Annotated in this window: 21 protein-coding genes and 1 pseudogene; 7 read left to right on the top strand and 15 right to left on the bottom strand. The window is 73.0% G+C overall.

Going from position 1 to position 25,130, the window contains the following annotated elements:
- The first annotated feature begins 39 nt into the window (after positions 1 to 39).
- On the top strand, positions 40 to 1,038 hold the full coding sequence (gene hpnH, locus ACN27G_RS13615) for an adenosyl-hopene transferase HpnH (RefSeq protein ID WP_421493173.1): 999 nt from the start codon (positions 40 to 42) through the stop codon (positions 1,036 to 1,038).
- A 64-nt stretch (positions 1,039 to 1,102) separates the two neighbouring features.
- On the opposite strand, the gene ACN27G_RS13610 is transcribed toward hpnH, so the two are convergent.
- The 3 genes from ACN27G_RS13610 to ACN27G_RS13600 all read right to left on the bottom strand — a co-directional run bounded on the left by ACN27G_RS13610 (position 1,103) and on the right by ACN27G_RS13600 (position 3,636).
- Positions 1,103 to 1,864, bottom strand: coding sequence for an SDR family NAD(P)-dependent oxidoreductase (locus ACN27G_RS13610; RefSeq protein ID WP_421493172.1), 762 nt, complete (start codon positions 1,862 to 1,864; stop codon positions 1,103 to 1,105).
- A gap of 230 nt (positions 1,865 to 2,094) precedes the next feature.
- Entirely contained in the window at positions 2,095 to 2,949 is an 855-nt protein-coding gene (locus ACN27G_RS13605; protein WP_421497321.1) for a helix-turn-helix domain-containing protein, read from the bottom strand.
- A gap of 447 nt (positions 2,950 to 3,396) precedes the next feature.
- A complete protein-coding gene (locus tag ACN27G_RS13600; RefSeq protein ID WP_421493171.1) occupies positions 3,397 to 3,636 on the bottom strand; it encodes a DUF397 domain-containing protein in 240 nt (79 codons plus the stop codon).
- A gap of 470 nt (positions 3,637 to 4,106) precedes the next feature.
- On the opposite strand from ACN27G_RS13600, the pseudogene ACN27G_RS13595 reads away from it, so the two are divergent.
- Both ACN27G_RS13595 and ACN27G_RS13590 read left to right on the top strand, forming a co-directional pair.
- A pseudogene (locus ACN27G_RS13595) lies at positions 4,107 to 4,694 on the top strand (GGDEF domain-containing protein); the annotation flags it as partial.
- A gap of 193 nt (positions 4,695 to 4,887) precedes the next feature.
- Positions 4,888 to 5,157, top strand: a complete 270-nt coding sequence (locus ACN27G_RS13590; RefSeq protein WP_421493170.1) for a hypothetical protein — start codon at positions 4,888 to 4,890, stop codon at positions 5,155 to 5,157.
- 53 nt (positions 5,158 to 5,210) lie between these two features.
- On the opposite strand, the gene ACN27G_RS13585 is transcribed toward ACN27G_RS13590, so the two are convergent.
- From ACN27G_RS13585 to ACN27G_RS13570, 4 genes are all read right to left on the bottom strand, one after another.
- Positions 5,211 to 5,615 carry a hypothetical protein gene (locus ACN27G_RS13585; RefSeq protein ID WP_421493169.1) on the bottom strand — a complete coding sequence of 135 codons (405 nt, stop codon included), beginning with the start codon at positions 5,613 to 5,615 and terminating at the stop codon, positions 5,211 to 5,213.
- A gap of 118 nt (positions 5,616 to 5,733) precedes the next feature.
- Positions 5,734 to 6,645, bottom strand: coding sequence for a carbohydrate ABC transporter permease (locus ACN27G_RS13580; RefSeq protein ID WP_421493168.1), 912 nt, complete (start codon positions 6,643 to 6,645; stop codon positions 5,734 to 5,736).
- Positions 6,642 to 7,619 carry a carbohydrate ABC transporter permease gene (locus ACN27G_RS13575; protein ID WP_421493167.1) on the bottom strand — a complete coding sequence of 326 codons (978 nt, stop codon included), beginning with the start codon at positions 7,617 to 7,619 and terminating at the stop codon, positions 6,642 to 6,644. The genes ACN27G_RS13580 and ACN27G_RS13575 overlap by 4 nt, the downstream gene beginning before the upstream one ends.
- A gap of 43 nt (positions 7,620 to 7,662) precedes the next feature.
- Positions 7,663 to 8,922, bottom strand: a complete 1,260-nt coding sequence (locus ACN27G_RS13570; protein ID WP_421493166.1) for an ABC transporter substrate-binding protein — start codon at positions 8,920 to 8,922, stop codon at positions 7,663 to 7,665.
- A 506-nt stretch (positions 8,923 to 9,428) separates the two neighbouring features.
- Between ACN27G_RS13570 and ACN27G_RS13565 the strand changes: the two genes are divergently transcribed.
- Positions 9,429 to 11,009 carry an asparagine synthetase B family protein gene (locus ACN27G_RS13565; protein ID WP_421493165.1) on the top strand — a complete coding sequence of 527 codons (1,581 nt, stop codon included), beginning with the start codon at positions 9,429 to 9,431 and terminating at the stop codon, positions 11,007 to 11,009.
- A gap of 211 nt (positions 11,010 to 11,220) precedes the next feature.
- On the opposite strand, the gene ACN27G_RS13560 is transcribed toward ACN27G_RS13565, so the two are convergent.
- Positions 11,221 to 12,438, bottom strand: coding sequence for a PLP-dependent aminotransferase family protein (locus tag ACN27G_RS13560; protein ID WP_421493164.1), 1,218 nt, complete (start codon positions 12,436 to 12,438; stop codon positions 11,221 to 11,223).
- Positions 12,439 to 13,346: 908 nt separating this feature from the next.
- Here ACN27G_RS13560 and ACN27G_RS13555 point away from each other — a divergent pair.
- The 3 genes from ACN27G_RS13555 (at position 13,347) to ACN27G_RS13545 (ending at position 15,560) form a co-directional block, all read left to right on the top strand.
- On the top strand, positions 13,347 to 13,940 hold the full coding sequence (locus ACN27G_RS13555; protein WP_421493163.1) for a hypothetical protein: 594 nt from the start codon (positions 13,347 to 13,349) through the stop codon (positions 13,938 to 13,940).
- 210 nt (positions 13,941 to 14,150) lie between these two features.
- Positions 14,151 to 14,780, top strand: a complete 630-nt coding sequence (locus ACN27G_RS13550; RefSeq protein WP_421493162.1) for a LuxR C-terminal-related transcriptional regulator — start codon at positions 14,151 to 14,153, stop codon at positions 14,778 to 14,780.
- Positions 14,781 to 14,960: 180 nt separating this feature from the next.
- A complete protein-coding gene (locus ACN27G_RS13545; RefSeq protein ID WP_421493161.1) occupies positions 14,961 to 15,560 on the top strand; it encodes a response regulator transcription factor in 600 nt (199 codons plus the stop codon).
- Positions 15,561 to 15,643: 83 nt separating this feature from the next.
- Here the strand turns inward: ACN27G_RS13545 and ACN27G_RS13540 are convergent, their stop codons facing one another.
- From ACN27G_RS13540 to ACN27G_RS13510, 7 genes are all read right to left on the bottom strand, one after another.
- Entirely contained in the window at positions 15,644 to 17,122 is a 1,479-nt protein-coding gene (locus ACN27G_RS13540; protein WP_421493160.1) for a carbamoyltransferase C-terminal domain-containing protein, read from the bottom strand.
- 72 nt (positions 17,123 to 17,194) lie between these two features.
- Complete coding sequence (locus ACN27G_RS13535; RefSeq protein WP_421493159.1) at positions 17,195 to 18,979, bottom strand: ATP-binding cassette domain-containing protein; 1,785 nt, start codon at positions 18,977 to 18,979, stop codon at positions 17,195 to 17,197.
- Positions 18,976 to 20,802: an ABC transporter ATP-binding protein gene (locus ACN27G_RS13530; RefSeq protein WP_421493158.1), complete on the bottom strand. Its 1,827-nt coding sequence runs from the start codon at positions 20,800 to 20,802 to the stop codon at positions 18,976 to 18,978. The genes ACN27G_RS13535 and ACN27G_RS13530 overlap by 4 nt, the downstream gene beginning before the upstream one ends.
- A 76-nt stretch (positions 20,803 to 20,878) precedes the next feature.
- The gene (locus ACN27G_RS13525; protein ID WP_421493157.1) at positions 20,879 to 21,007 is read right to left on the bottom strand and encodes a SapB/AmfS family lanthipeptide; all 129 of its coding nucleotides are present in this window, start codon (positions 21,005 to 21,007) and stop codon (positions 20,879 to 20,881) included.
- A gap of 44 nt (positions 21,008 to 21,051) precedes the next feature.
- Positions 21,052 to 23,856 carry a class III lanthionine synthetase LanKC gene (lanKC, locus tag ACN27G_RS13520; protein ID WP_421493156.1) on the bottom strand — a complete coding sequence of 935 codons (2,805 nt, stop codon included), beginning with the start codon at positions 23,854 to 23,856 and terminating at the stop codon, positions 21,052 to 21,054.
- 188 nt (positions 23,857 to 24,044) lie between these two features.
- On the bottom strand, positions 24,045 to 24,707 hold the full coding sequence (locus ACN27G_RS13515) for a histone deacetylase (protein ID WP_421493155.1): 663 nt from the start codon (positions 24,705 to 24,707) through the stop codon (positions 24,045 to 24,047).
- A gap of 184 nt (positions 24,708 to 24,891) precedes the next feature.
- Positions 24,892 to 25,098 (bottom strand): hypothetical protein, encoded by a 207-nt coding sequence (locus ACN27G_RS13510; RefSeq protein ID WP_421493154.1) that lies wholly within the window; start codon positions 25,096 to 25,098, stop codon positions 24,892 to 24,894.
- Positions 25,099 to 25,130: the final 32 nt, after the last annotated feature.

Raw genomic sequence — 25,130 nt, 5'->3', positions numbered from 1 at the left:
GATCGTCCACCCGACCGGAAGGGGGTGCTGAGGATGGGTATGCCACTGCGCCAGAGCCTGCGGGTCGGCCGCTATCTGATGGGTCAGAAGCTGCGCCGGCGGACCCACTTTCCGCTGCTCGTCGAGTTGGAGCCGCTCTTCGCCTGCAACCTGGCCTGCGCCGGCTGCGGCAAGATCCAGCATCCGGCGGACGTGCTGAAGCGCCGGATGCCGGTCGAGCAGGCCATCGGGGCGATCGAGGAGTGCGGCGCGCCGATGGTCTCGATCGCCGGTGGCGAGCCGCTGATGCATCCGGAGATCGACAAGATCGTCGACGAGCTGGTCCGGCGCCGCAAGTACGTCTTCCTCTGCACCAACGCGGCGCTGCTGCGCAAGAAGCTGGACAAGTTCACCCCGTCCCGGTATTTCTCGTTCGCCGTGCACATCGACGGGCTGCGCGAGCGGCACGACGCCTCGGTCTGCAAGGAGGGGGTCTTCGACGAGGCGGTGGCGGCGGTGAAGGAGGCGAAGCGACGCGGCTTCCGGGTCACCAGCAACACGACCTTCTTCTCCACGGACACGCCGCAGACGGTGATCGAGGTGCTCGACTACCTCAACGACGACCTCGGCGTCGACCAGATGATGCTCTCTCCGGCGTACGCCTACGACAAGGCGCCGGACCAGGAGCACTTCCTCGGCGTCGCGGAGACCCGGACGATGTTCCGGAAGGCGTTCGCGGAGGGCCGGCGCAAGAAGTGGCGGCTCAACCACTCGCCGCTCTTCCTGGACTTCCTGGAGGGCCGGGTCGACTTCGCCTGCACCGCCTGGGCCATCCCGTCGTATTCGCTCTTCGGCTGGCAGCGCCCCTGTTACCTGCTCGGGGACGGCTACGTGAAGACCTACCGGGAGCTGATCGAGACGACCGACTGGTCCGCGTACGGGCGGGGGCGGGACGCCCGCTGCGCCAACTGCATGGCGCACTGCGGGTACGAGCCCACCGCCGTACTCGCCACCATGTCGTCGCTGCGCGAGTCCATCCGCGCGGTCCGCGCCAACTGACCTGGGTGCAAGGAAGGGCCCCCGCTTATCGTTTTCTGTTGTAGAAGGGCCCCCTCCTTGCACCTCAGCCGAAGCGGTCGGCGAGGCGGCGGTAGGTGGCCGGCAGGGTCGCCCTGACCGCGATCGGCAGATACATCCAGCGCGGCAGGCAGACCTCGTGCCGGCCGGTGAGCATGCCGGTGAGCAGGGCCTCGGCGGCGCGGTCCGCCGCCACGGGCCGGGGACGGCGGCGCGGGTACGGCCGGCCCCGGCGGGTGAAGAACGGGGTGTCCACCACCGCGGGAACGAGCTCGGTGACCACGATGCCCCGGCCCGTCGTCTCCTTGCGCAGGCTGTCGGCGAAGACGCTCAGCCCGGCCTTGGTGCCGGCGTAGACCGCCTCCTCGCGTACGCCGAGCCGGCCGGCGATGGAGCCGACGAAGCCGAGCCGGCCACTGCCCCGGGCGAGCATCCCGGGGAGGACGGCCCGGGCGAGGAGCATCGGGGCGGTCAGGTTCGCCGCCACCAGCGCCTGGATCCGGGCGTCGGTCATCCCGGTCAGCGGCCCGGCCCAGCCCTGGCCGGCGTTGTTGACCAGGATGTCGATCCGGCCGGCGCGCTCCAGCACGTCGCCGGCCAGCTGCGCCGTCCGGTCCGGGTCGGTGAGGTCGCACGGGAACGCCGTACCGCCGGATTCGGCGGCGACCGCGGCGAGCCTTTCCCGGTCGCGGCCGCTGAGGAAGACTCGCGCACCGGCGGCGGCCAGTCGCCGGGCGGCGGCCGCGCCGATCCCGGACGATGCCCCGGTGACCAGGGCCACGGCGCCGACGAGGCGGCGGGAGGTCATACCGGTAGTGTGGCCCATCCTGCCCTGGAGGACCGGGCGGAGCGCCGAACCCGATGCGGGGGACCGGGCGGAGCGCCGAACCCGATGCGGGGGACCGGGCGGAGCGCCGAACCCGATGCGGGGGACCGGGCGGAGCGCCGAACCCGGTGCGGAAGACCGGGCGGAGCGCCGGAGGCGGTGCGGGAGAGCAGGGCGGAGCGCCGGAGGCGGTGCGGGGCTGCGGGCCCGGGTCAGGAGCCGAGCTCGGTCAGGATCGCCCGGAGAAACGCCGGAGTGTCGGTCGGCGAGACGGCTTCGACGCAGAGCCGCTCCATCGCCGCGGCGTAGTAGTCCACGTCGTCGCGCTTGTCCAGATAGAGCGCGCTGGTGAGCTGCTCCATGTAGACCACGTCCGGAAGCTCCTGGTCGGGGAAGCGGAGCAGGCTGAACGCGCCACCGGCGGCGGCGTGCCCACCGGCGTGGAACGGGATCACCTGGACCGTGACGTTGGGCAGCTTGCCGGCCTCGATCAGGTGCTCGATCTGGCCGCACATCACGTCGGTCCCGCCGATCGGCCGGCGCAGGGCCGCCTCGTCCACCACGGCCCACAGTTGAGGTGCGCCGGGCCGGGTCAGCACCTTCTGGCGGTCCATCCGGAGCTCCACCCGCCGCTCGATCTCGTCGGGTGGCGCACCGTCGTGGGCGAGCAGCACGACGGCCCGGGCGTAGTCCCGGGTCTGCAGCAGGCCGGGAATGTACTGCACCTCGTACGCACGGATCAGCGCCGCCGCCGCCTCCAGCCCCAGATAGGACTGGAACCAGTTGGGCAGCACGTCGCCGTAGCGGTGCCACCAGCCGGGGTTGTTGGCCTGCCGGGCCAGGGCCAGCAGGGCGGCCCGTTCCGTCTCGTCGGTCACCTGGTAGAGGGTCAACAGGTCTGCGACATCACGTTCCTTGAATCCCACCCGGCCCAGCTCCATCCGGCTGATTTTGGACCCGGACGACCTGATCTCCCACCCCGCGTCTTCGCGGCTGACGCCCTTGGCCTCACGCAACTTGCGCAACTGGCTCCCGAGCAGGATGCGCAGCACTGTGGGGCCGCCCACCAGCTGAGGGTCGGCGGCTCCGCCCGCGACAGCCGTCCCGTCGTCGGCGACCGGCTCGTCGTCGGCCGGTCCACCGTCGACGGCAGGTCCGTCGTCGGCGGCCGATGCACCATCGACGACCGGTGCACCATCGACGACCGGTGCACCGTCGGCGACATCGCCGTCCGGGACCGAACCACGGCCGGATGGAGCCCTCGTCACGTGCTTGCCTCCACATGCTCGACACAGCCCACCGAGGAGGGCCGGGCCAAATCCGTCGGTAAGCATGCCATGCCTTGACGGTGAGGAGGGTAGACCCAACGCGCTAATTTTCTCGACCGTCGTCCAGTCGGGATCGTGAGAGCGGACCGGGAGGGCGGTGCTGGAGGTGTCGGCGTCCGTATGCCGGAGGGACCCCGACGGTGGATGTCGGAGGAGTCCTGACGATGAATGTCGGAGGTTCTTCGCTTAGCGGATGAGGTGGTCGAAGTCTCCGTCCTGGGCACCGAGGATGAAGGCGGCGATCTCGTCGACCGTGTAGATCAGTGCCGGACCCTCGGGGTCCCGGGAGTTGCGGACGGCGACGCCCGCGCCGCCGGGCAGTTCGGCCACCTCGACGCAGTTACCGCTGGGGTTGCTGCGGCGGCTCTTCTGCCAGGCGAGTGCCGGCAGCTGACCGGTGGACATGCCGTTGTACGTGTGAATCATCGCCAGTCTTTCTGGAGGTCCCGGTGGGCTGGGGGCGGTGGGCGTCGCGTAGGCCCGGCTGCGTTGTTTTCCTCCCGTGGACGCGTCCTCAGCCGTGACGGTGCGTGGCACCGCGCAGGTCGTCTTTGCATGACCATCTGCACGTGCATTCGCTCTTGCGCCTGCACCTGACAGCGAGCATGATAGCGCGGTAAGGGTGTGTCCGTTTGTTCACTTTTCGTGATGGGGGGCGGGGAACCATTGCCGTCGCAGCCGAAGCATCGGGGAGCAGCCAAGATCGCCGCCATGGCCGTCTGCCTGGGCAGATGGTCGCCAACGGATCGCAACGGCTTGGTTCCGGCCCGTGCTGGCAGGCGCGAACTTGGATCACGGACAGTCACGGACGGCGCCCGGCTGCCGGCCATCGGACAGGGTGTCGGTCCGGCCCACGACCCGCTCCCGAGCCGGGTCTCCTGAAGGGACACCGGAGCGTGGATCCCCTCACCCTCGCGGCCGGCGCGGCAGCTGTGGCGGGTCTCGGTGCCGCCTGGCGGATGCACGGCCGGGCGCGGGCCGCCCAGGCGGAGGTGGTCCGGCTCCGCGAGGAGTTGCAGCTGGAGCGGCACGCGGCCACCCACGACCCGCTGACCGGACTGCTCAACCGGCGGGCCTTCTATCAGATCGGTGCCGCACTGGTCGCCGATCCCGGTCGGCCGCCGCTCCTCGCGGTCGTCCTCGACCTCGACAACTTCAAGCAGGTCAACGACCGGTTCGGGCACGCCGCCGGAGACCAGGTCCTGATCGCGGTGGCGTGGCGGCTGGCGGCGTACGCGGGGAACAACCTGGTGGCCCGGCTCGGCGGCGACGAGTTCGCCGGCCTGCTCGCGGGCAACCGCGGCGACGGACGCTGGCTGCACCACTCCGCCCGGCGGCTCGCCGAGCTGCTCTCCGCGCCGATCCAGCTCGCCGGGCGCGACCTGAGGGTCACGGCATCGATCGGAGTGGCGCCCGTGCACGGCCGGGTGCAGCTGGACGAGGTGCTGGACGTGGCCGACGCCGCGATGTACCGGGTCAAGACCCGGCGGGCGGCCGGCATCGGCCCGGCCGATGTCGAGGCCGCCGGCTTTACCGGCCCGGCCGAGGGGTACGTCCCGGGCGAGGGGCGCTTCGGCCTCCCGACCGGCGCGGCCTGCCACGCCGCCGGAACACCGGCCGTGCCCCGTGAACTGATCGAGACGACACCCGGTGCCGACTCAGGAGGGCAGTGACAAGATGCCAGTACCCAACGTGGATCCGCACCGACGCGACCCGGCCGAGATCGACCCCACCGCCAGTTACCGGCCCACCGATCCTGTCTGGGTCTACCGGTCCGGCACCTGGCGGGCCGGCGTGGTCGAGGCCGCCTCGGCGCTCGCCGCGACGGTCACCTACCGGCCCAACAGCGCCCGGGGGACCGGCGTGGACACCCTGACCGCGCCGTACATGATCCGGCGGGTCGAGCCGGACCCGCTGCTCGACGGCGAACCGGCCGGCCGGCGCTAGCTCGACCGGTAGCAGTCGTCACCGCATCGGCCACGCCGGCCCGGCCGGCACCCTCATCGGGTACGCCGGCCCAGCGCGGCGCCGAGCCCGGCGACCACTCCGGTGCCGAGTGCCGAGCCGAGCAGCACCAGTACGGCGCCGATCACCCACAGCCCGTCGCCGTCCGGAGAAGTGGCGGCGTCCAGCGAGAAGGCGACGGTGAGCACCACCGGCACCACGACGCCGGCGAGCCACGGTCGGCCCCGGCGGCCGGCCTCGAAGACGAGCAGGGCCAGCACCACGCCGAGGCCGATCAGCTGCCAGGCCTGGTACGGGCCGGTCTCCGCGCCCGTCACCGGATCGGTCTCCTTCTGCCGGTCCCAGCCGAGGAACGCCCAGTAGGCGAGCGCGGTGAGGCCGGCGAGGCCGGCGATCCAGAGGGGAGTCTGCCGGGTCCGGGTCGACTGCGCTGCGGTCATGGCCCCGACTCTGCCCCATCCGGGCCGGCGGCGCCCGAGTACCCCTACTCAGCCCCGGCGCCCGGTCACGCCGGACCCGGCGGCGGCTCAGCCGTCCGGTCACGCCGGACCCGGCGGCTCAGCCCTTGAGGCCGGAGGTGGCCACGCCCTGCACCAGGAAGCGCTGGAAGAACAGGAAGAAGAGGATGACCGGCACCAGAGCCAGCATCGACATCGCCATCAGCGCCCCGTAGTCGGAGAGGGTGGTCTGGTCGATGTAGAGCTGCAACGCCAGCGGCAGCGGATACTTCTGCGGGCTGCTGACGTAGATCAGCGGGCCGAAGAAGTCGTTCCAGGTCCAGATGAAGGTGAAGATGGCCGTGGTGACGAGGGCGGGCCGGGACAGCGGCAGGACGATGTGCCAGAAGGTCGCCCAGTGGCCCGCGCCGTCGATCCGGGCCGACTCGTCCAGCTCGGCCGGCAGGGTGCGCATGAACTGCACCATCAGGAAGACGAAGAACGCCTCCCCGGCGAGAAACTTGCCGACCAGCAGCGGCAGGTAGGTGTCGACGAGGCCGAGCCGCTGGAAGACGGCGTACTGCGGGATGATCAGGACGTGGAACGGTAGCAGCAGTGTCGAGATCATCAGCACGAACATGATCCGCCGGCCCCGGAAGCGCAGCCGGGCGAAGGCGTAGCCGGCCAGGGCCGACGAGGCGACCGTGCCGGCCACCGAGAGCCCGGCGAGGATCGCCGAGTTCCAGAAGAAGCGCAGCACGCTGATCCCGGCCAGCCCGTCGGCCGCCCGCCGGTAGTTCGCCACGGTCGGCTCGGTCGGCAGCAGGTGCAGGCTGCCGAGGATGGACTGGGATGGCTTGAAGGAGGCGGCGACCAGCCAGCCGACCGGATAGAGCAGCACGGCCAGGATCGCCAGCGCGCCGAGGTGCCATCCCAGGCTGCCCCACCGGCCGCCCCACCGGCGGCGGGTCGCGGCCCGTCCGGCCTCCGTCCGGTCCGGCGCCCCGCTCGGGCGTACGTCGGTGGTGGTCATCGGTGGTCTCCGGCGTAGTGCACCCAGCTCCGGGTGGTCCGGAACAGGAACGCGGTCACCAGCCCGACGCCGAGCAGCAGCATCCAGGCCAGCGCCGAGGCGTACCCCATCTGGAAGTCGGTGAAGCCGCGGTCGTAGAGATAGACGGTGTAGAAGAGCGTGGAGCCGGCCGGTGAGCCGTTGCGGCCGCCGATGACGTACGCGGAGGTGAAGATCTGGAAGGAGTTGATGGTCTCCAGGAGCAGGTTGAAGAAGAGCACCGGCGAGATCATCGGGATCGTGACGGACCAGAAGCGGCGCCACGCCCCGGCCCCGTCCACCTGGGCCGCCTCGTAGAGCTCGACCGGCACCTGTTTCAGCCCGGCCAGGAAGATCACCATCGGGGCGCCGAACTGCCAGGCGGCGAGGAGCACCAGCATCAGCAGTGAGAAGTCGGGATTGCCCAGCCAGCCGCCGACCTCGACGCCGATCGCCCGGAGCAACCGGTCCACCACCGCGTCGTCGCTGAAGAGCGCCCGCCAGACGATCGCCACGCTGACGCTGGCCCCGATCAGCGACGGCCCGTAGAAGGCCGCCCGGTAGAAGCCCTGGCCACGGCGGCGCTGGTGCAGCAGCAGGGCGACCGCGAGCGCGGCGGCCAGCTTGACCGGTACGGCGATCAGCACGTAGCCGCCGGTGACCCGCACCGACTGGAGCCAGCGCGGGTCGTCGAACATCCGCCGGTAGTTCTCCAGCCCCACCCACTCCGGCGTGGTGAAGAGGTTGTAGTCGGTGAACGAGAGGTAGAGCGAGGCGGCCATCGGTCCGATGGTCAGCAGCAGCATGCCGAGGATCCACGGCGACAGGAAGAGATAGCCGGCGGGGGCGTCGCTGGGGCGCCGGGGGCGGCGACCCGACCCGGCGCCGCTCGGGCGGGTGCGCGGCTCCGGGCCCGCCGGCCCGCTCCGGCGTACGGCTGTCCGGCTGCTCGTCATGCGTTGCTGGTGCTCCTCCCGGGCTGCTGCCGGCGCGGGCCGGTCAGGACCCGAGCTTCTGTTCCGCGTCGGCGAAGAACTGGTCCACCGCCCGGTCGACGGAGATCCGGCCGTAGTGGAGCTCCTCGCTGATCCGGATGAAGGTCGCCTCCACGCTGCCGGCACCCTTCGGCGGTGCCGGCGGAGCCTTGGTCAACTGGTCGGCGATGCTCTGCTCGTAGGCGGCGACCTCGGCCAGCGGGCCCTCGAGGTGCGCGGCGGCGCGCTGGGCGTTGGTCGCCGGCAGGCCCCGGTTGGCGCCGAAGATCCGGCCCGCCTCCGGATCGTTGATCAGGAACGAGATGAGTTTCGCCGCCTCCTCGGGGTGCTCCGTCCGGCTCGACGCGCTGAGCAGCATGGCGGGCTTGAGGTACTGGCCGAGCTGCCCCGGGTTGTCGGTCGGCACCGGGGCCAGCTTCAACGGGGTGGTGACCTCTGCCGCGTACCGGACGAGGAAGTTGTCCCAGCCGAGTTCGGAGGCGATCAGGTCGTCGGCGAAGCCGGACCGGGGCTTGATCTGCACCGCCTTGTCGACCGGCAGCACCACGCCGGCCCTGATCAGCTCCTGGCCCTCGGTCCAGAAGGCGTGCAGTTGCTCCCTGGTGAAGCCGAGCCTGCCGTCCGGGGTGAAGAGCTGCCCGCCCTGCTGGCGCAGCCGTACCTCCAGGTTGTAGATGATGCCGGTGTAGTTGCCGCCGCCGTAGCTCTCGGTCGCCTCGGTGATCCTGGCCATGGTGTCCCGGTAGTCCTGCCAGGACCAGCCGGCGGCCGGGGTCGGCACGCCGGCCCTCGCGAAGATCGCCGGGTTGTAGTACATGCTCCAGGTGTTTCCGCCGACCGGTACGCCGTACAGCGCGCCGTCGACCTCGCCCGCGCCCTGGAAGCCGGCGAGGAGGTCGTCGAGGATCAGGTTCGCCCCGGTCTGCTTCTTCAGGTCGTAGAGGACACCCCGGTCGGCGTACTCGCGCAGGTAGGAGAAGTCCATCTGGAGGACGTCCGGGGCGTTGCCGCCGGCCGTCTCGGTCGCCATCTTCTGCCAGTACGCCTCGTACTCCTGGAAGCTCGGCGTGACCGTGACGTCCGGGTGCTTCGACTCGAAGAGCGCGATCGCCTGTTTCATCAGGTCGGCCCGTTCGGCATTGCCCCACCAGGAGTACCGGAGGGTGGCCGGGCCGGACTCGGAGTCGTCGCCGCAGCCGGCGAGCAGTACGCCGAGGCAGGCGAGCACGGTGGTGCCGGCGACCAGCATCCTGAAACGTTTCATCATAATGCGCGAAACCTCCCGGGGCCAGCGCGCCCGCGCCCGTACGCGGATCGGAGTGAGCGGTTGGTGAGTGCGAGAAGCTTGTCGAGTACGTTAAGAGTTTGATCTATGTTCGTCAATGGGTGGCCTAAAACGTTACAAGACATCGATCGATGTTCGGATCACGTCACGGGCCACCGGGGGTCGGCACTCCAGCCACCCGGTCGGCGCGCTCGGCGGCAATCCCCATCTCCCGCTCTTAGCGGGTGTTACGGTCAAAACCGGCGGCGTTGAACGGGATCACGCCCGAGCCGGAAGGCCGCAGATGCCCAGCCAGGATGTCGCCGGAAACGTCGGCTCGACGAGCCGGCCGACCGGTCAGCACCCCCGTCCCACGGTGTCGAGCGGCAGGGCCGGGGCGACGTGAACGTGATCGACAAGGGCCGGCGCTGGCACGTCTGCGTCAGTCCGCGCGCCGCCAACCGGCTGCGCCGTGACTTCCTGACCGCACTGGGAGGCTGAGTGGCATGTCCGGCATCGTCCTTGTCCTCGGTTCCGGCGCCGACCGCCGCACGTTCCACCGGATGATGGCGGAGCTCACCCCGCGCGGCGACCTGGCGGAGACCCGGATCGGCCCCGACCTGCTCGCCGGCGTGCAGCGGCTGCGGATCGTCGACCGGGAGCGTGCGGTGCAGCCGTGGTGCTCCGCCGACGGGCGCTGGCTGCTCTGCTACAACGGCGAGATCTTCAACCACCGGGAACTCGCCGCCGAACTCGACCGGCTCGGCCGGCCGCTGCGCACCGAGAGCGACACCGAGGTGGTGCTGGAGGCATTCCTGGCCTGGGGACCGGAGGCGGTCACCCGGCTGCGCGGCGAGTTCGCCTTCGCCATCGTCGACACCTTCACCGACCGGCTCTACCTCGCCCGCGACCCACTCGGGGTGCGGCCGCTCTACTGGTCGCGCCACCTGCGCCGGCTGCACATCGCCTCCGAGGTCAAGGCGTTGGTGCCGGTCGGTGCGCCGATCACGGAGCTGCCGCCCGGGCAGCACGGCTGGGCCGACGCCACCACGGGTCCCGACCTGGTGCCGTACCTGGACCTGGCCCGGCTCGGCAGCGGGCAGGTGCCGATCCGCGACCCCGAGGAGGCGGCGACGCTGGTCCGCGAGGCGCTCCGGGACAGCATCCGGGTCCGGGTCGACACCGACCTCAGCGTCGGGGTGCTGCTCTCCGGCGGGCTGGCCAGCACCCTCACCCTGCTGCACGTGCGGGAGCTGCACCACGACTGCGTGGCGTTCACCATCGGCACCCCGGAGAGCGAGGACACGAGGTACGCCCGCCGGCTCGCCGCCGACCTCGGGATCCACCACGAGGTGATCGAGGTGCAACCCCGGGACGTCCGGCTCGACGACGTCCGGGCGGCCATCCGGATCTCCGAGCTCACCGAGTACGCCGACCTGATCGACGCGGTGGTCTCGGTGCCGCTGTTCCGGCGGGTCCGTGACCTGGGAGTCCGGGTCGTGCTCACCGGTGACGGCGCCGACGACCTCTTCGGCGGTGGGCCGGAGTCGGCGCAGGTCGGCCGGGAGGCCGTCGACCGGCTCTTCCGGCACCGGATCCGCAACCTGTGCCGGACCAGCCTCCAGCGGCTGGACCGGACCGGCCTGGGCCACGGGGTGGAGGCCCGGCTGCCGTTCCTGGACCTCGCCCTCGTCGAGCTGGCGATGCGGCTGCCGGCCGGGCTGAAGCTGCGGGGCGACCGGCGGAGCTGGATCCTCCGGCACGCCCACGCCGACCAACTGCCGGCGTACGTCCGCGACCGGCACCGGGATCCGATGGCCCAGGCGTCCGGGCTGGGCGGGGCGGTGCGGGCGTACCGGGCACTCTTCGCCCGCCAGTACCGGGCGTTCGGCTACGAGTCGCTCGAACCGGTGCGGCGGGACTTCGACACCGTGCTGGTGCGCTGCGGCCACGACCTGGACCGCGCCGTCGCCAGGGGTGCGGCCCGGCCCGACGTTCTCGAACACGCCCGTGACCTGGCCGGGATGGCGAGATGGACGGTGGGACCCGCGCTGCGTCGCCTGACCGGGACCAGCCGCCGGCCCTGACCCCACCGCCCGCCGGTCGATCCGCCCGCCGGTCGGTCGATCTGCCCGCCAGTCGGTCGGTCCGTTGCTCGGTCCGTTGCCCGCCGGTCGATCCGCCCGCCGGTCGGTCGATCTGCCCGTTGCCCGGTCGGTCCGTTGCCCGCCGGTCGGTCGTTGCCGGTTGGTCGGTCCGTTGCCGGGCGGTGCGTCCGCCCGGGCGGTGCGTCCGCCGTCAGCCGGGCGCCGGATCGCCCACCGGCCCGGTGGTCGACCCGACCGGCAGGCCCGCCGCCCGGTACGCCCCGGCCAGCCGGCGTACCCCTTCGGTAAGCGTCTCCGGATCGCACATCGAGTACGACAGCCGCAGATAGCGGTGCCCGGTGTCGGTCACGAAGAATTGCCGGCCGGGTACGTAGCAGACGCCGGCGGCCTCCGCGTGCGGCAGGAGTTCGGTGCCGGCGTACGGGTGCGGCAGCCGCAGCCAGAGGAACCAGCCGCCGTCCGGCACGGCGAACCGGGCCTGGGGCAGTTCGTCGCGCACCGCGGCGACCAGGGCGTCGCGCTGCCGGCGGTAGCGGCTCCGGATCGCCTCGACGTGCCGCCGGTACCAGCCGAGCGCCGCGAACTCGGCCAGGATCAGCGCGTTGGCATGGTTGACCCCGCCACCGCTGTCCACATAGCCGCGGGCGGCCACCGCATCGACGATCGGCAGGGCGGCGGTGAGCCAGCCGAGCCGCAGTCCGGGCGCGACGCTCTTGGCGAACGATCCGATCCGGACCACCGTGCCCGGCTCGGCGGCGCTGAAAAGCGAGGCCGGCGCCGGAGCCGGGTAGGCGAGTTCCCGGTAGGTGTCGTCCTCCACCACCGGTACGCCGGCCCTGGCGGCCACCGCCAGCAGCGCGGCCCGGCGCCCGGCGGGCAGGGAGCGCCCGGTCGGGTTGTTGAACGTCGGCACCAGGTAGAGCATCGCCACCCGGCGCCCCTGCCGGGCGAGGCGGGCGAGCAGCTCCGCGGTGGCGTCCGGATCGATCCCCTCCTCGTCTGCGGGGGCGGCGACGGTGTCGACGCGGTGGTCGGCGATGATCCGCAGCGCGAGATGGTAGGTGGGGGCGTCGACCAGTACGACGTCGCCCGGCCGGCAGAGGACGGCGGAGACCAGGTCGAGCGCGTGCGACGCGCCCGCGGTGACGAAGACCTGACCGGGTTCGGGTGCCGCGCCGTCGACCTCGCCCAGCCGCTCGCACAGCCACTCGATCAGCGGCCCCGGGCCGGTGGCGTGGCCGTAGGTCAGTGCGGCACCGCCGTAGCGGCGGAGTGCCGCATGGCTCGCGTCCGCCCAGCCCTCGACGGGGAGGGCAGCCGGATGTGGATGGCCCCAGCCGAGATCGATGCTCCCGGTCCGGCTCCGGAACTGCACGATCGGCAGTCCGGACGGGCGGGGTACGACCATGCGCCCCACGATAGTCACGCTCCGGCCCCTCCACGACGGTCCGTCGGCGCCCGGACCGGACCGCCCGGTGACGCTCCGCCCGCACGGCGGCGTGAATGAACCCGCACTCCGGGTGTGGCCCGCGAGCCGGCGCCGCTGTGCGAGGGTGCGCCGTGATAGACACTGCGTTACGCTTTCGTCTCTGTCCGCCTACTGAGGAGTGCCGTCGGGACATGGTCGTGCTGCCAGCGGTCCGCCGCGTGCCGGCCGCGATCCGACCGCGAGCCGCCGGGCCGCGAGTCGCCCGGCTGCTGGCCAGACTGGTCCTGCTCGGTGGCGGTGCGCTGCTCGGTTACCTTCTGCTCGCGACGTTGGACGGCCCGGCACTCGCCGACCGCGGTACCGCACCTGCGAGCCGGCCACCGCTCGGCTCGTTGCTGAAGTCGGATGTGCCGGACTTGTCCGAAGTGGTCGACGGTCACGTTCAGTTGACTCAAAAAGCGACACCGGCGGCTCAAAAGGCGACACCGGCGGCTCAAAAGGCGACACCGGCGGCTCAAAAGGCGACACCGGCGGCTCAAAAGGCGACACCGCCGGCTCGGAAAGCGACGCCGGAGCGGCGGCGGGCGACGTCCGGTCCGGCACGTGCCGGTGCGGCGGGTGACTCCGAGCGCGCCCGTACGGCGGCTCACTCCGAGCGTGCCCGTGTCGCGGAGCGTCCCGAGCGTGCCCGTGTCGCGGAGCGTCCCGAGCGTGCCCGCGCGGCGGATCGTCCTGAGCCTGCCCGCGGGAGGGCCGGTTCCGAGGGCGACGACTCCTCGCATCCGGCAGGGGGCCGTCCGGCGCCCGGGTCCGGGTCCGAGCAGCGCGCTTCCGCGCCGGCACCGCATCGGGGCGGACTACCAGACCTGGTGGGCACCGTGCCGGCGGTGGTGGGCGCTGTGCCGGCGGTCGTCGGAGCGGTCCCCGCGGTCGTCGGGACCGGCCCACCGCTGGTCGACGGGGTGCCGGGTCTGGTGAGGGCCGTGCCGGACGTCGTCGGCGAGGTCGGCGAGGTCGCCGACGCACCGCACGGCGACGAGCCCTCGCTGCGAGTGCTCGTGTCGCCGCCGGTCGTAGCGGCCGTCAGACCCGCCGCCACGGGGCCACCGATGGCGCCGTCGCCACCACTCGGCCAGACCGCGGCGCCACCGTCCGTCTCCGCCGGGCCGCCACCCGGGCTCTCCGCGTCGTCAGCGCAGTCGTTCGCACCGGATGCCGTCAGCCCTGTGGGCGGTGGTCGGGCCGCGGCCCGCGTGACCCTCCGGAGCGAGCCGTCGGGGCCGACGTCCGCTCCCCACCCGCCCTTCGACACCGGAGCCGGCACCAACCGGGCCGGTCCGGCGGCGTCCGGCGGCGGACAGGCCGTCGCGCTGCCGGTCACGGTCGGCTGGCAGCCGCCCACCCGAGCCCCGTCGCTCGCCCCGTACGAGGACGTCGCCCCTGCGGGCCGGACGCCCGGCGTACCAGCCTTGCCCGGCTGACCGCCTCCGGCGGCCGCATCTGAAGGTCGCACTCCGTCACCACCCTGGTAGGCCCGGTCCGGGTCTGCCCGGTGGCACCTCCCGTCGGCGCATGACGGCCCACCGTACCCGTCGAGGTACCCGGGCCTGGCCGGCGTGCCCTAGCCAGTCGTGCTCGTGATCGGAACCGGACGGCAGGTCCGTCCGGACGCCGAGGCAGTCGCTGAGTCTGTGTACCGAGATCGGAGTGACCTCGTGATCCGCATTGTGATCGTGGAGGAGATGGGTTTGTTACGGGGAGCGTTGCGAGCTGTGTTGTCGAGTGAGGAGGACCTGGACGTGGTGGCGGACCTCCACGACCCCGGAGAGCTGGTGGCGGTCTCCCGGCGACGACGTCCGGACGTGGTCGTGGTCGACATGGAGCTTCCCGGCGCCGACATGCTGGACGTGGTGACGCGGTTGGGGGTGGAGGCACCGGACAGCTTGGTCCTGGCGCTGAGCACGCAGCTCACGCCGGAGGCGCTGCAAGGGGCGATCCGGGCCGGTGCCCGGGGCTTCGTCGACAAGAACCTGCCACCCGCGGAACTGGCCCGCCTGGTCCGGGCCGTGGCGTTCGGCGAGCGGGTCTTCGATCCGGGCGCCGCCGTCGCCGCGCTGAAGCCGCCGGAGAGCCCGCTCACCAGTCGGGAGTTGGAGGTGCTGCGGGTCGCCGCCGAGGGCCTGCCGCTGAAGGAGATCGCCCGCCGGCTCTTCCTGGCACACGGAACGGTGCGTAACCATCTCTCGGCGATCATGCGCAAGACCGGGACGCGCAACCGGCTGGAGGCGGTCCGCGAGGCCCAGCGGGCGGGATGGATCTGAGAACCGTCCCGGGTCCGCGCTTCCGCAGCCCGCGGCAGATGTGGACCCGGCGGCCGGTGCGGGAGGGGTCGGCGCGCGACCCGCGCCGGCGTCCCGGTCGCTCCAACGGGCGTACTCGACGTGCCCATGTTTGAATGTTTACGCGGGGTGATCTAGTGATGACATGTAGCAGGGGGGAACGTGATCCGAACGCTGCTCGCGCTGAACGGTGCCCTCATCCGCGGGGCCCTGGCCTTCGTGCTCACCACCCAGAAGGACATCGAGGTCGTCGCGGAGGTGGACCGGGCCGAGGACATCGGCGCGGCGCTGCGGATGCAGCGCCCCGACGTGGCCGTCACGGACGTCAAGCTCTTCGGGGCGGCGGCGCTTTCCGGGGGGATCGCGCCGTCCGAACCACCACCGGTCCTGGTACTGGTCGATCCGCGCCGACCCCGGATGCTCGGAAACGCACTGCGTGCCCACTGCCAACGCCTCGGGTTCCTCGGCAGTGACGTCGCCCCGGAACGGGTGGTCGACGCGGTCCGTCGGCTCGCCCGCGGTGGCTCCGTGGTCGACGCGGATCTGGTGGCTGCGGCGCTCAGTAGGGAGAACCCGCTCACCGAGCGGGAGGTGGAGGTGTTGGAGATCGCCGCCGAGGGATGGCCGGTGGTGGAGATCGCCAGCAAGCTGTCGTTGTCCGCCGGCACCGTGCGCAACCACCTGTCCCGGATCGCCGGCAAGACCGGCGCCCGTACCCGGATCGAGGCGATCCGGATCGCCCGGGAGAGGGGTTGGATCTGACGGGGGTCGGATTTCACGGGTGGTGCGGAGGGTCCGTGTGCGGAGGGTCCGTCCGCCGGCCGCCCGGCCCTGACCGGCGCGGGTCACAGCACCGGCACGCCGGTGCGGCTGCTGAACCGGCGGGCGTCGGTGGCGTCGTTGACCAGGGGCTCACCCTTGAGGTTGAGGCTCGTGTTGAGCAGGACCGGGCAGCCGGTCCTCCGCTCGTACTCGCCGAGCAGGTCGTACAGGCCCGGATGCTGCCGCCGGGTCACGGTCTGTACCCGGGACGTCCCGTCCACGTGGACGACGCCGGGAAACGCCCGCGGATCCCGGCACCTGGCGGTGAACTGCATGTACGGCGACGCCTCCACCGGCATGTCGAAATAGCGGCCGGCGACCTCCTGTCGGACCACCGGGGCGAAGGGGCGGAACGGCTCCCGTCCCTTCACCCGGTTGACCCGGTCCCGGCTCTCCGGGCCGCGGGGATCGGCCAGCAGCGAGCGGTTGCCCAGCGCCCGGGGACCGAACTCGGCGCGTCCCCGGGCCACCCCGACCACCGCGCCGGCGGCCAGCGCCTCGGCCAGCTCGGCGACCGGGTAGGCACCCTCGATCGGGGTGCCCAGGTACGGCCCGGTCCAGGTGAGCTGGTGACCGAGGACGGCAGCCGCCGCGCCGAGGCTCGACCCGGCGTCGCCCGGGTTCGGTAGCAGGGTTATCCGGTCGAAGCCGCTGTGGCGGGCCAGCAACTCGTTGGCGACGCAGTTGAGGCCCAATCCGCCCATCACGGTCAGTGTCGCCGCGTCGACCCGGTCACGCAGCCAGCGCGCCGCCCCGAGCAGGATCTCCTCGGTCACCACCTGGATGCTCGCGGCCAGGTCCGCCGGATCGGCCCGGGGCTGCCAGTCGCCGATGCCCCGGTGCACGTTGCGGCGGAGCCGGAAGGTGGGCGGGGTGGGCTCGATCAGGTCGGCCCTGATCTGTGCGACGTACCGGGGGCGGCCGAGGGCGGCCAGCCCCATCACGATGAACTCCTCCTCGTTCGGCTTGAATCCGCAGCGCCGGGTGAAGGCGCTGTAGAGCAGCCCGAGGCTGTGCGGGTAGCGGCAGCGGGTGAAGATCCGGTAGGCCCCGTCCCGGAACTCGCCCAGGGTCAGTGTCTCGAACTCGCCGATCGCGTCGGCGGTGAGGACGGCGGTGTGCCGCTCGCCGCTGGTGAGGTGCCCTGCGGCGGCGTGCGAATGGTGGTGACCGACGTACCGGATCGGCACGCCGCGCAGCTCCGGCAGGCCGAGCCGGGCCAGGTAGCGGTGGGGTAGGTCGGAGGTTGTCACGGCGTGCCGGAACTGGCCGGCCCGGACGTGCCGCAGCTTCTTCCGCAGCGGGCGCTCGTACCAGGCGATCAGGTCCGGGCGGCCGAAGGCGAGCGCCTCGGCGATCAGGCCGGGGGAGAGGTCGGGATCGTTCTTCCGGCGTGAGTAGCGTTCCGCGTGGCCGGCGAAGAGGATCTCGTCGCCCCGTACCACGCATGCCGACGCGTCGTGCGACAGCGCGCTGAGGCCGAGGACGTGCATGGATCGCATCGAGAAAACTCTATATCGACGTGACCGTGGCGGACATGCCGGAAACCCGGAGACGCCGCCCCCGGTGGCGTTTCAGGCCGCCGGCTGGCCCTGCCAGTGCCCGACCAGCTCCCGGTAGGTCGCCGAGCGGGCCAGCACCTCGTCGTGCCGGCCGCGCATCGGGCGTCCGCCGTCGAGGATCAGGACGTGCCGGGCGCGCAGCGCCGAGCTGATCCGGTGGGCGATCACCACCAGCGCGCCGGGGCGGGCGGCGAAGGCCCGTTCGACCGTCTCCTCGGCCACCGGGTCCAGATGACAGGTCGCCTCGTCCAGGATCGCCAGCGGCGCGGGGGAGAGGTACGCCCGCACCGCCGCGACGAGCTGCCGTTCACCGGCGGAGAGCGTCGGCGGGTCCACGGTCGCCGCCAGCCCGCCGAGCCGGCGTACCAGTGGTCGCAGGCCGAGGACGTCCACCGCGGCCTCCACCTGACCGTGTGGCGCGTCGGGGCGGAGGTAACGCAGGTTGTCCAGGAGCGTGCCGGCGAAGACGTACGCCTCCTGGGGGATGAGTACCCGGTGCCGGGCCAGGACCGCCGGGTCTGCCCCGGCGACCGGCACCCCGCCGAGCCGCACCGTGCCGGCCTCCGGTCGGAGCAGCCCGGCCAGGAGTCCGGCCAGGGTGGACTTGCCGGCGCCGCTCGGCCCCACCACCGCCAGGTGAGCTCCCTCGGTCAGGGTGAGGTCGAAGCCGTCGAGGACCGGGCGGGCCCGGGCACCGTACCGGAAGGTGAGGCCGCGCACCTCGGCCCGGGGCACCGGCTCTGCCGTTCCGTCGCCCGTGACCGGGACGGCGCCGAGCGGCACCGGCTCGACACCGCGCCGTGCCGTTCCGGCGCCCGGAGCGGCCGGTGCTGCCGTCCCGGCGCCCGGCGGTGCCGTGGCGGTGAGGATGCGGTCCAGGGTCACGGCAAACCGGAGCCCGCCGCTGGCCACGCCCTGCACCAGCGCGTGCAGCGCGGGCTGGAGCCCGGTGGCGACGTAGACCAGGGCGCCGAGCACCGCACCGGCGGTGAGCCCGCGCCGGACCAGCCACGGTGCGGCCAGCAGCAGGACGGCGAGCGGCAGCCAGCCACCGACCGCGAGACTCAGGCTGCGTAGCGCCGCCATCCGGGCCAGCGCACGTTCGGCGCCGGCCTGCCGGTCCACCTGCCGGCCCACCCGCTCGGCGACGAACTCCTGCGCTCCGCAGGCCACCACGTCGCGGTGGCCGGCGAACGCGGCGCCGGCCGCCTCGCCGAGCCTTTCGTCGGCGCGTACGTAGTCGCGCTGCCGGCCGGCCATCGTCGGCAGTGCGGCGGCGAAGAGCACCAGCCCGGCGAGCAGCGGTACGGCGACCACTGCCGCGACGACCGGGGTCAGCGAGGAGAGCCCGAGCAGAGCCGCTCCGGCCGTGAACAGGAACCCGCGTACCACCATCACCAGTCCGGCGAAGGTGTCCCGGACGATCTCCACCTGATGGGTCAGCCGGGCCACCGCCGAGGTCTCCGGCCGGGCCCCGGCGCCGGTCGACCGGAGCAGCGCCCCGGTGACGACGCGCTCCGCCAGCTCATCCCGGAACGGCTCGACGACGTCGCCGAGGCAGGCGTACGCCCGGCGGGTGCCGAATGCGCCGATCCCGACCGCGCCGGCCAGTACGCCCAGCCAGGCCAGCCCGACGCCCGGTCGCCCGGCCAGGAACCCCTCGTCCACGGCGCGGGCGGTCAGGTGACCGGCGAGCAGCGCCGGCAGCGCCTCGGCGGCCGACCAGCCGGCGAGCCGGCCGAGCGGGCGGTGCCGGCGACGCAGCGCGGCGGCGGTGAACCGGACGACGTTCTTCATCGGGCCGCAGGCTCGGGGTGGGATTCTGCCGGCTCGGGGTGGGATGCTGCCGGCAGGTCTGCCGACTCGGGGTGGGACGCTGCCGAGCCGGAGAAGACGGCTCGGTAGTCCGGGTCCCGCCACAGCTCCCGGTGCGGGCCGAAGCCGCGCAGCCGGCCGGCCTCCAGCCAGGCGACCAGGTCGGCTCCGGCGGCGGTCCGCACCCGGTGCGTCACCACCAGCCGGGTACGTGCGTCCGGGTGTGCGGCGACCGCCTCCGCGATCCGGTGCTCGGTGGCGGTGTCCAGGCTGGACGTGGCGTCGTCGAGGATCAGCAACCGGTGGGCGCGCAGGGCCCGGGCCAGCCCCAGCCGTTGCGCCTCGCCGCCGGACATCGGCGTCTCGTCGAGCCGGCTGCGGTAGCCGTCCGGCAGCCGCTCCACGAAATCGTCGATCGCGGCCGCCCGGGTCAGCCCGGCAAGCCGCCCCCTACCGGGCCGCTCGGCATCGGACCGCTCGGCATCGGACCGTCCGTCGGAGGTGTCGATCTCCCCGGCGTCCTCCGCCGAGCCCAGCGTGATCGCCTCCGCGATCGTCTCGCCGACCAGCACCGGCCGCTCGAAGCCGTATCCGACGGCGTGCCGAAGGGCGGTGGGGCTCAGCCGGCGCAGCGGCATCCCGTCCATGAACACGTCACCGGCGTCGGGATCACGGAGCCGTCCGGCGACCGCGGCCAGGGTCGACTTTCCGGACCCGGACGGGCCGACCACCGCGACCGTGGCACCGGGCGGCACCCGCAGGTCGATGCGGTCCAGCACGGGCCGGCCGTCGGCGCCGTGCACCGTGACCCCGGCGAGCACCAGCCGGCCGGCACCGGCGGGCAGGGTCGCGGTCCCGTACGCCCGGGGCGGTTCGGCCAGCACCGCGGCGACCCGATGCGCCCCGGCCCGGGTCCGGACCAGCCGGTTCAGGGTGGCCACGATGCTGCCGAGGCCGGCGCCGAGCGCGGCGTACTGCACGGCGGCGAAGAGCTGCCCGGGAGTGAGCCGGCCCTCGGCCACCGACCAGCCGCCGACGGCGACGACCGCCAGTTGCAGCAGCGGTGCGACGGCGGCGGTCCGGCCCGACGCGCTGGCCAGGGCGGTCCAGGTGCGGGTGCCGTGCGCCCGCAGCAGCGGCAGCGGTGCCAGTACCCGGCCGATCTCGGCGCGAGCCGTGCCGGCGGCGGCGATGGTGCGCGCACCGTGCAACGCCTCGGACAGCCGCCCGGCGATCCGGCCCTGTACGCCGAGGTAGCCGGCGGCCGCGGCGGAGGCGTCGGTGAGGAAGGCCCGCAGTCCGGCGGCGAGCAGCAGCAGTCCGGCGCCGAAGGTGACGGCGAGGCGCCAGTCGAGCAGCAGGAGTGCGACCACGCTGCCCAGCGGGGGGAGCACGGCGGTCAGCCCGATCACGGCGGTGCTGCCGGCCTGCCCGGAGTCGGCGGCCTGACCGGCCAGCCGGCCCACCAGGTCACCCACCGGGTAGTGCGCGGCGCGGCGCGGGTCCAGCGCGAGGAAGTGCCGCAGCAGCCGGTGCCGCAGCCGGGCGGTCGTCCGGGCGGTGCCGGCACCGCTGGCCAGGTTGCTCACCGTGTCGGTGGCGACGATCAGCACGACCAGCCCGCAGGCGGCGAGCGGCCACCGCCGGTCCGCCTCGCCGAGCGCGGCGTCCACCGCGAGTCCGAGGGCGGCCGGTAACAGCAGTTCGGCCGCCGCGCCGAGCAGCGCGGCGGCGCCGAGGGCGGCGGTCCAGCCGCCGCCGTACGTGATCGCCTGCCGGAGCAGCCGGTCGCCGTCGGCGGTCACGGGTCCCACCCTCCTGCCGACACGGGTTGCCCTGGGTGGGGACGTCTGCCCACCCAGGGCCCCGATGCCGACCTGATCAGTCGCAGGTCGTCACGGACAGCGAGCTGTCGCCGCAGAGCAGCAGGCTCGCCCGGCTACCGCCGGTGCCGCCACCGCCGCCGGTGCGGTCGGTCAGCTCCATTCCCTGAAGGTCCAGAAGCGCCATGGTTCGTTCACCTCCTCCTATCTGTCGGTCGTTCGGTGTGCCCCTCACGGCAGCGAGGGGAGTCTGGTCGCGCCGGTCAGCGGCGCGAGGAAGGGCAGCGTCACCGGCTCGTCGTGCCGGGCCATCCCGGTGGCGAGCAGCACGCCCGCGCTACCGGTGGCCAGGTCCGTGGAGAGCCGCAGCAGTTGCTCGCCGGGAAAGGCGAGGAAGCCCCGGTACGGCAGCGCGTGCCAGGCCAGCCGCCGTACCTGGCGGTCCAGCTCGGCCCGGTCGTCGGCGCGGTCGGTCCCCGCACCACCGCCACCGACCGCCCCGCCCGCCCCGCCGCCGTCGGCCGCGCGGGTGGCGAGATAGGCGATGATGCCGGCCCGTCCGGCGAAGAGGCCGGACTGCGCATAGAACGGGGCCCGCGCGGCCCGCCGGACGGCCCTCGCCGACTCGGTGAGTTCCGGGTCCGGCCGGTGCCGCAGGTACTGGTCGAGCACGAGTCCGATGCCGACACTGCCGTGCGCCAGGTACGGCATGGTCCGCCAGCCCTCGTTGACCTCCAGCGCACCGTCCGGTCGGAGGACGCACCGGCGCAGGTCGTGCCGGAGGGCCCGCTCGGCCCCGTCCAGCAGCGCGGTGTCGCCACTCTGCTCGTAGAGCCGGAGGAACATCAGGGCCGGGCCGGTACGCCCCCGGGTCAGTCCCGCGTAGGGGTGCCGCCCGCCGCTGATCTCCGACCCGCCGCTGACCTGCGGCCCGGCGCCGGTGCGGCCGGCGGTGTCGCCTCCGGCCGGCGCACCGGCGCCGTCGGCCAACCGGTCGGCGACCAGTGCGGCGGCGCGCCAGGCAGCCTGCCGCAACGTCGGTTCACCGGTCCGGCCGGCCATCTCGGCGAGGTTGAGCGCTATGCCGGAGAGCCCACTCACCAGATCCTCGCCGAGTTCTTCCCAGGGCTCTCCGAGGCAGATGTCGAGTACGTCGAGGGCGTCCTGCCGCCGGCCGAGGTGCTCGAGGGCGTACGCCACTCCGTGCAACCCGTCGTAGAAGCCGCAGCGGGTGCCGGACTCGGCATGCAGTGCCCGCTTGACCAGCCAGTCCTCGTACTCCGGGAAGCGGCCCGCTCCGGTCGTCCGCAGCGCGTGCAACACGCCGGCCGCGCCGTACCCGAGGTTGAGGCCCCCGGTGCGGAACTGTTCGATGTCGCCGGGAAAGAGCCGGTCGTCGCGCTCGGGTGTCGCACTGGCGACGATCGCGCCGGCGATGCGGTCGCGCAGCCGCGGCCAGGCCGAGGGGTCGGCGGAGGTGTCGGCGCCGAAGTCGTCGGCTCCGCGCAGCGCCTCGGCCACGCCGCTGCGTCGCCGGTCGCCGGTGCCGGCGACGCGCTGTCCGGTGCCGGGAGCGACGGTGTGGCCGGTGCCGGGTGCGACGGTGTGGCCGGTGCCGGCGGCTCCGGGCGCGCCGGTGATCTCGGCGACGGCCGCGTCCAGGAAGTCGCGCGGCACCGGGAAGTGTCCCGCTATCACGTCGGCGAGGTGTCCGGCCTTGGCAGGGACGAGCCGGACAATCTGGGTCAGCGGCAGGAACAGGGCGAGCCGGAGACAGGCCAGGGCGTAGCGGTCGACGGCCGGACCGGTCCGGTCGCGGGGCGCCGCGAACGCCTGGTTGCGCAGTGCGGGCCGGGTCGCCTCGGCGACCGGGGCGGCGACCTCGAAGTCGATCAGGGTGACCCGGTCGTCGGGACCGACCATGACGTTGAAGAGGTGGAGGTCGCCGTAGACGATGCCGCGCGCGGTGATCGCCTCGACGGTCCGCCGCACCTGTGCGTGGACGCGCAGCGCCCAGTCCGTGTAGTCGGCCAGTTCGGCCGGGGTCGCGTCCGCGTCGACCAGCGGATACCGCTCGACGAGTACCTTGTTGAGCGCCCTGCCCTCGACGAACTCCAGCGCGAGGAAGTGATGGTCACCGAGGGTGAACTCGTCGTGCACCCGGGTGACCCCCGGGACGTCGGCGAGCCGACGGAGCATCTCGGCCTCGCGGTGCAGTCGGCTGATCGCGTCCGTGCCGGTGGCGTCGAGCCCGGCGTGCGGGCGGGCCTCCTTCAACACGACCCGGGCGTCCGTCCGGGTGTCCCGGCCGAGGTAGAGGCCGCCGCCGTTGGAGAAGTGGATCACCTGCTCGATCCGGTACGGCAGGTCGGTGGTGGTGGTCGCGTTCCGGGCGGCCAGATGCGGGCCGAGGAACTCCGGCAGTGCCACCCAGTCCGGCACGTGGAAGACCGGGTCCCGCCGGTCCGGCACCAGGGTTCCGGTGCCGTCCTCGATGGCGGGCACCACCTGGCCGTCCGCGCCGACGCAGTACCGGGCCGCGAAGCCGCCGTACCGGACGTAGACCGGGCCGGCGCCGTAGCGCAGGTCGCTGAGGATGTACGGCCCGGCCTCCCCGCTCAGCCGTTCGGCGAGCTCCTTGCAGGCCAGTTCGAGCTCGGCCTCGTCCCGGGGGTAGACGGTGACGAACTTGCCGCTGGAGCCGCGCCGGGCGTACTTCGAGTTGCGCATGAGCAGCATCCGCGGGCCGCGCAGGAACTTGAAGGACATCCCGCGCGGCACGCAGTAGTCCCAGACGCCCTCCAGGACCCGGTCGGCGTTGTCCAGGCAGGCCGAGACATGGATCTTCCAGCCCTGCTGGGGAAGCGTGCCGTCCTCGGGGCCGTAGACCAGCCAGTCGTCGCTCGGCTCACGCTGCCAGCCGGCCGGCACCGGTCGGTCGGCGATCGCGAATCCGGAGGCGGCGGCGGAGGTGGTGCCGAGAGCGTCGTAGAAGAGCGGGTCGACGGCGCAGTAGGCGTCGTATCTCTCGTCCATCGTCGCGGCTCCTCGGGCGATCCCTGGGTGGCGCTTTCATCGATGCATCCGAGTCTCCTGGTCGGGTCCGGGCTGTTACTAGTGTGTTAAGTCATCCCTCGTGGTGCGTCACGCACGGGTACCTATGACAAATGTCAGGACCCGCAGTCAAGTGACTGTCATCTATGCCATTTGCCCCGGACATGGCGTCACGCCGGTGGCGGAGCCTGCGGGACGCCGTGGCAACGGGCCAGGTAGCGGGCAATCTGATCGTCGGTCCAGCCGTGGCTGTCGCGCAGGCCACGGGTGATGGTCGCGACATACGCCGGCGCCGGCGGGTTCGGAGGCACGTCGCCGGCCCGCCACGGTGCGGTGAGGGTGAGCACGGGTCGCCCGTCCAGGATGCCGGCGCAGACCACCGTTTCGTACCGCCCCGGGCCGGCGCTGGCCCGGCCGCTGGCTACCGCCGTGGCGATCAGGTCCGGCGGGCCGCCCGGCACCCGGTGCATCTCCTGGGCCGCGACGTCGGCGAACTGGTCGGCGGAGAGGAGGTACGCCCGCGCCGCGACGCTGCCGGGCAGCTCCGGATCGTAGAACGCCATGCCGCCGGACCAGGTCCGGGACTCGAGGGCGAAGTAGAGGCCGCCGGGCAGCAGGACCGGCCGGTCCGTGCGGGGCGGGGTGCTGTCCCGGCAGCCGGGGTGATCACGGAAGCCGCCCACCGGGCGTCCGCCGCCGAGATAGCAGGCGAACCGCGCGGCATCGAGGTTGGAGCCGTACGCGGCGTACCAGACCGGGCCGGGGAGCGGGTCGAGGGCTGTGCGCGGATCACCGGGGCCGCGCCTGATCGGAGTCGGTTCGGGTCGGGCCATGAACCATCCTGCGTCGGTGTCGACCCGCCGGCCCGATCCGGCCCCGCCGTCTGACCGGCCTGGCCCGTGGCGGGCTCCGGCGGCGCGGCGAGCGGCCGCGCCGCCGGAGCCGTCACACCATCTGGTCAAGAGGTACCGGGCGTCTGTTCGGACTACGCCGGGTGCGGGTCTGGACCGGCAGGGGTCACTGCGAGGGCTCGGGGATGTCACACTCGATCTCGGGGTTCAGCCCGACGTAGTTGAGCGGGCCGGCGACCACCGTCACGATCGTGGTGCCGACCTCGGCGCAGTTGTCGTTGCTCCGGTCGAAATAGCCGCGCTGGCCGGCCGCGATGGCGCCGATGATCAGCCAGAGAAGCACGATGACGCCGCCTACCGATCCGTAACGCATGAGAGCCTCCTCGGGGGTGTGGACGGACCGAC

The organism is Plantactinospora sp. WMMB334, assembly GCF_049179095.1.
In the GTDB taxonomy this organism is placed as follows: Bacteria; Actinomycetota; Actinomycetes; order Mycobacteriales; family Micromonosporaceae; genus Plantactinospora.
This window is presented reverse-complemented; position numbering and strand designations above follow the sequence as displayed.

Excerpts from the sequence above, each read along its gene's own strand:
- hpnH (WP_421493173.1), top strand. The coding sequence starts at position 40 with ATGCCACTGCGCCAGAGCCTGCGGGTCGGCCGCTATCTGATGGGTCAG.
- ACN27G_RS13610 (WP_421493172.1), bottom strand. The coding sequence starts at position 1,864 with ATGACCTCCCGCCGCCTCGTCGGCGCCGTGGCCCTGGTCACCGGGGCA.
- ACN27G_RS13600 (WP_421493171.1), bottom strand. The coding sequence starts at position 3,636 with ATGATTCACACGTACAACGGCATGTCCACCGGTCAGCTGCCGGCACTC.
- ACN27G_RS13590 (WP_421493170.1), top strand. The coding sequence starts at position 4,888 with ATGCCAGTACCCAACGTGGATCCGCACCGACGCGACCCGGCCGAGATC.
- ACN27G_RS13585 (WP_421493169.1), bottom strand. The coding sequence starts at position 5,615 with ATGACCGCAGCGCAGTCGACCCGGACCCGGCAGACTCCCCTCTGGATC.
- ACN27G_RS13580 (WP_421493168.1), bottom strand. The coding sequence starts at position 6,645 with ATGACCACCACCGACGTACGCCCGAGCGGGGCGCCGGACCGGACGGAG.
- ACN27G_RS13575 (WP_421493167.1), bottom strand. The coding sequence starts at position 7,619 with ATGACGAGCAGCCGGACAGCCGTACGCCGGAGCGGGCCGGCGGGCCCG.
- ACN27G_RS13570 (WP_421493166.1), bottom strand. The coding sequence starts at position 8,922 with ATGAAACGTTTCAGGATGCTGGTCGCCGGCACCACCGTGCTCGCCTGC.
- ACN27G_RS13565 (WP_421493165.1), top strand. The coding sequence starts at position 9,429 with ATGTCCGGCATCGTCCTTGTCCTCGGTTCCGGCGCCGACCGCCGCACG.
- ACN27G_RS13560 (WP_421493164.1), bottom strand. The coding sequence starts at position 12,438 with ATGGTCGTACCCCGCCCGTCCGGACTGCCGATCGTGCAGTTCCGGAGC.
- ACN27G_RS13540 (WP_421493160.1), bottom strand. The coding sequence starts at position 17,122 with ATGCGATCCATGCACGTCCTCGGCCTCAGCGCGCTGTCGCACGACGCG.
- ACN27G_RS13535 (WP_421493159.1), bottom strand. The coding sequence starts at position 18,979 with ATGAAGAACGTCGTCCGGTTCACCGCCGCCGCGCTGCGTCGCCGGCAC.
- ACN27G_RS13525 (WP_421493157.1), bottom strand. The coding sequence starts at position 21,007 with ATGGCGCTTCTGGACCTTCAGGGAATGGAGCTGACCGACCGCACCGGC.
- lanKC (WP_421493156.1), bottom strand. The coding sequence starts at position 23,856 with ATGGACGAGAGATACGACGCCTACTGCGCCGTCGACCCGCTCTTCTAC.
- ACN27G_RS13515 (WP_421493155.1), bottom strand. The coding sequence starts at position 24,707 with ATGGCCCGACCCGAACCGACTCCGATCAGGCGCGGCCCCGGTGATCCG.
- ACN27G_RS13510 (WP_421493154.1), bottom strand. The coding sequence starts at position 25,098 with ATGCGTTACGGATCGGTAGGCGGCGTCATCGTGCTTCTCTGGCTGATC.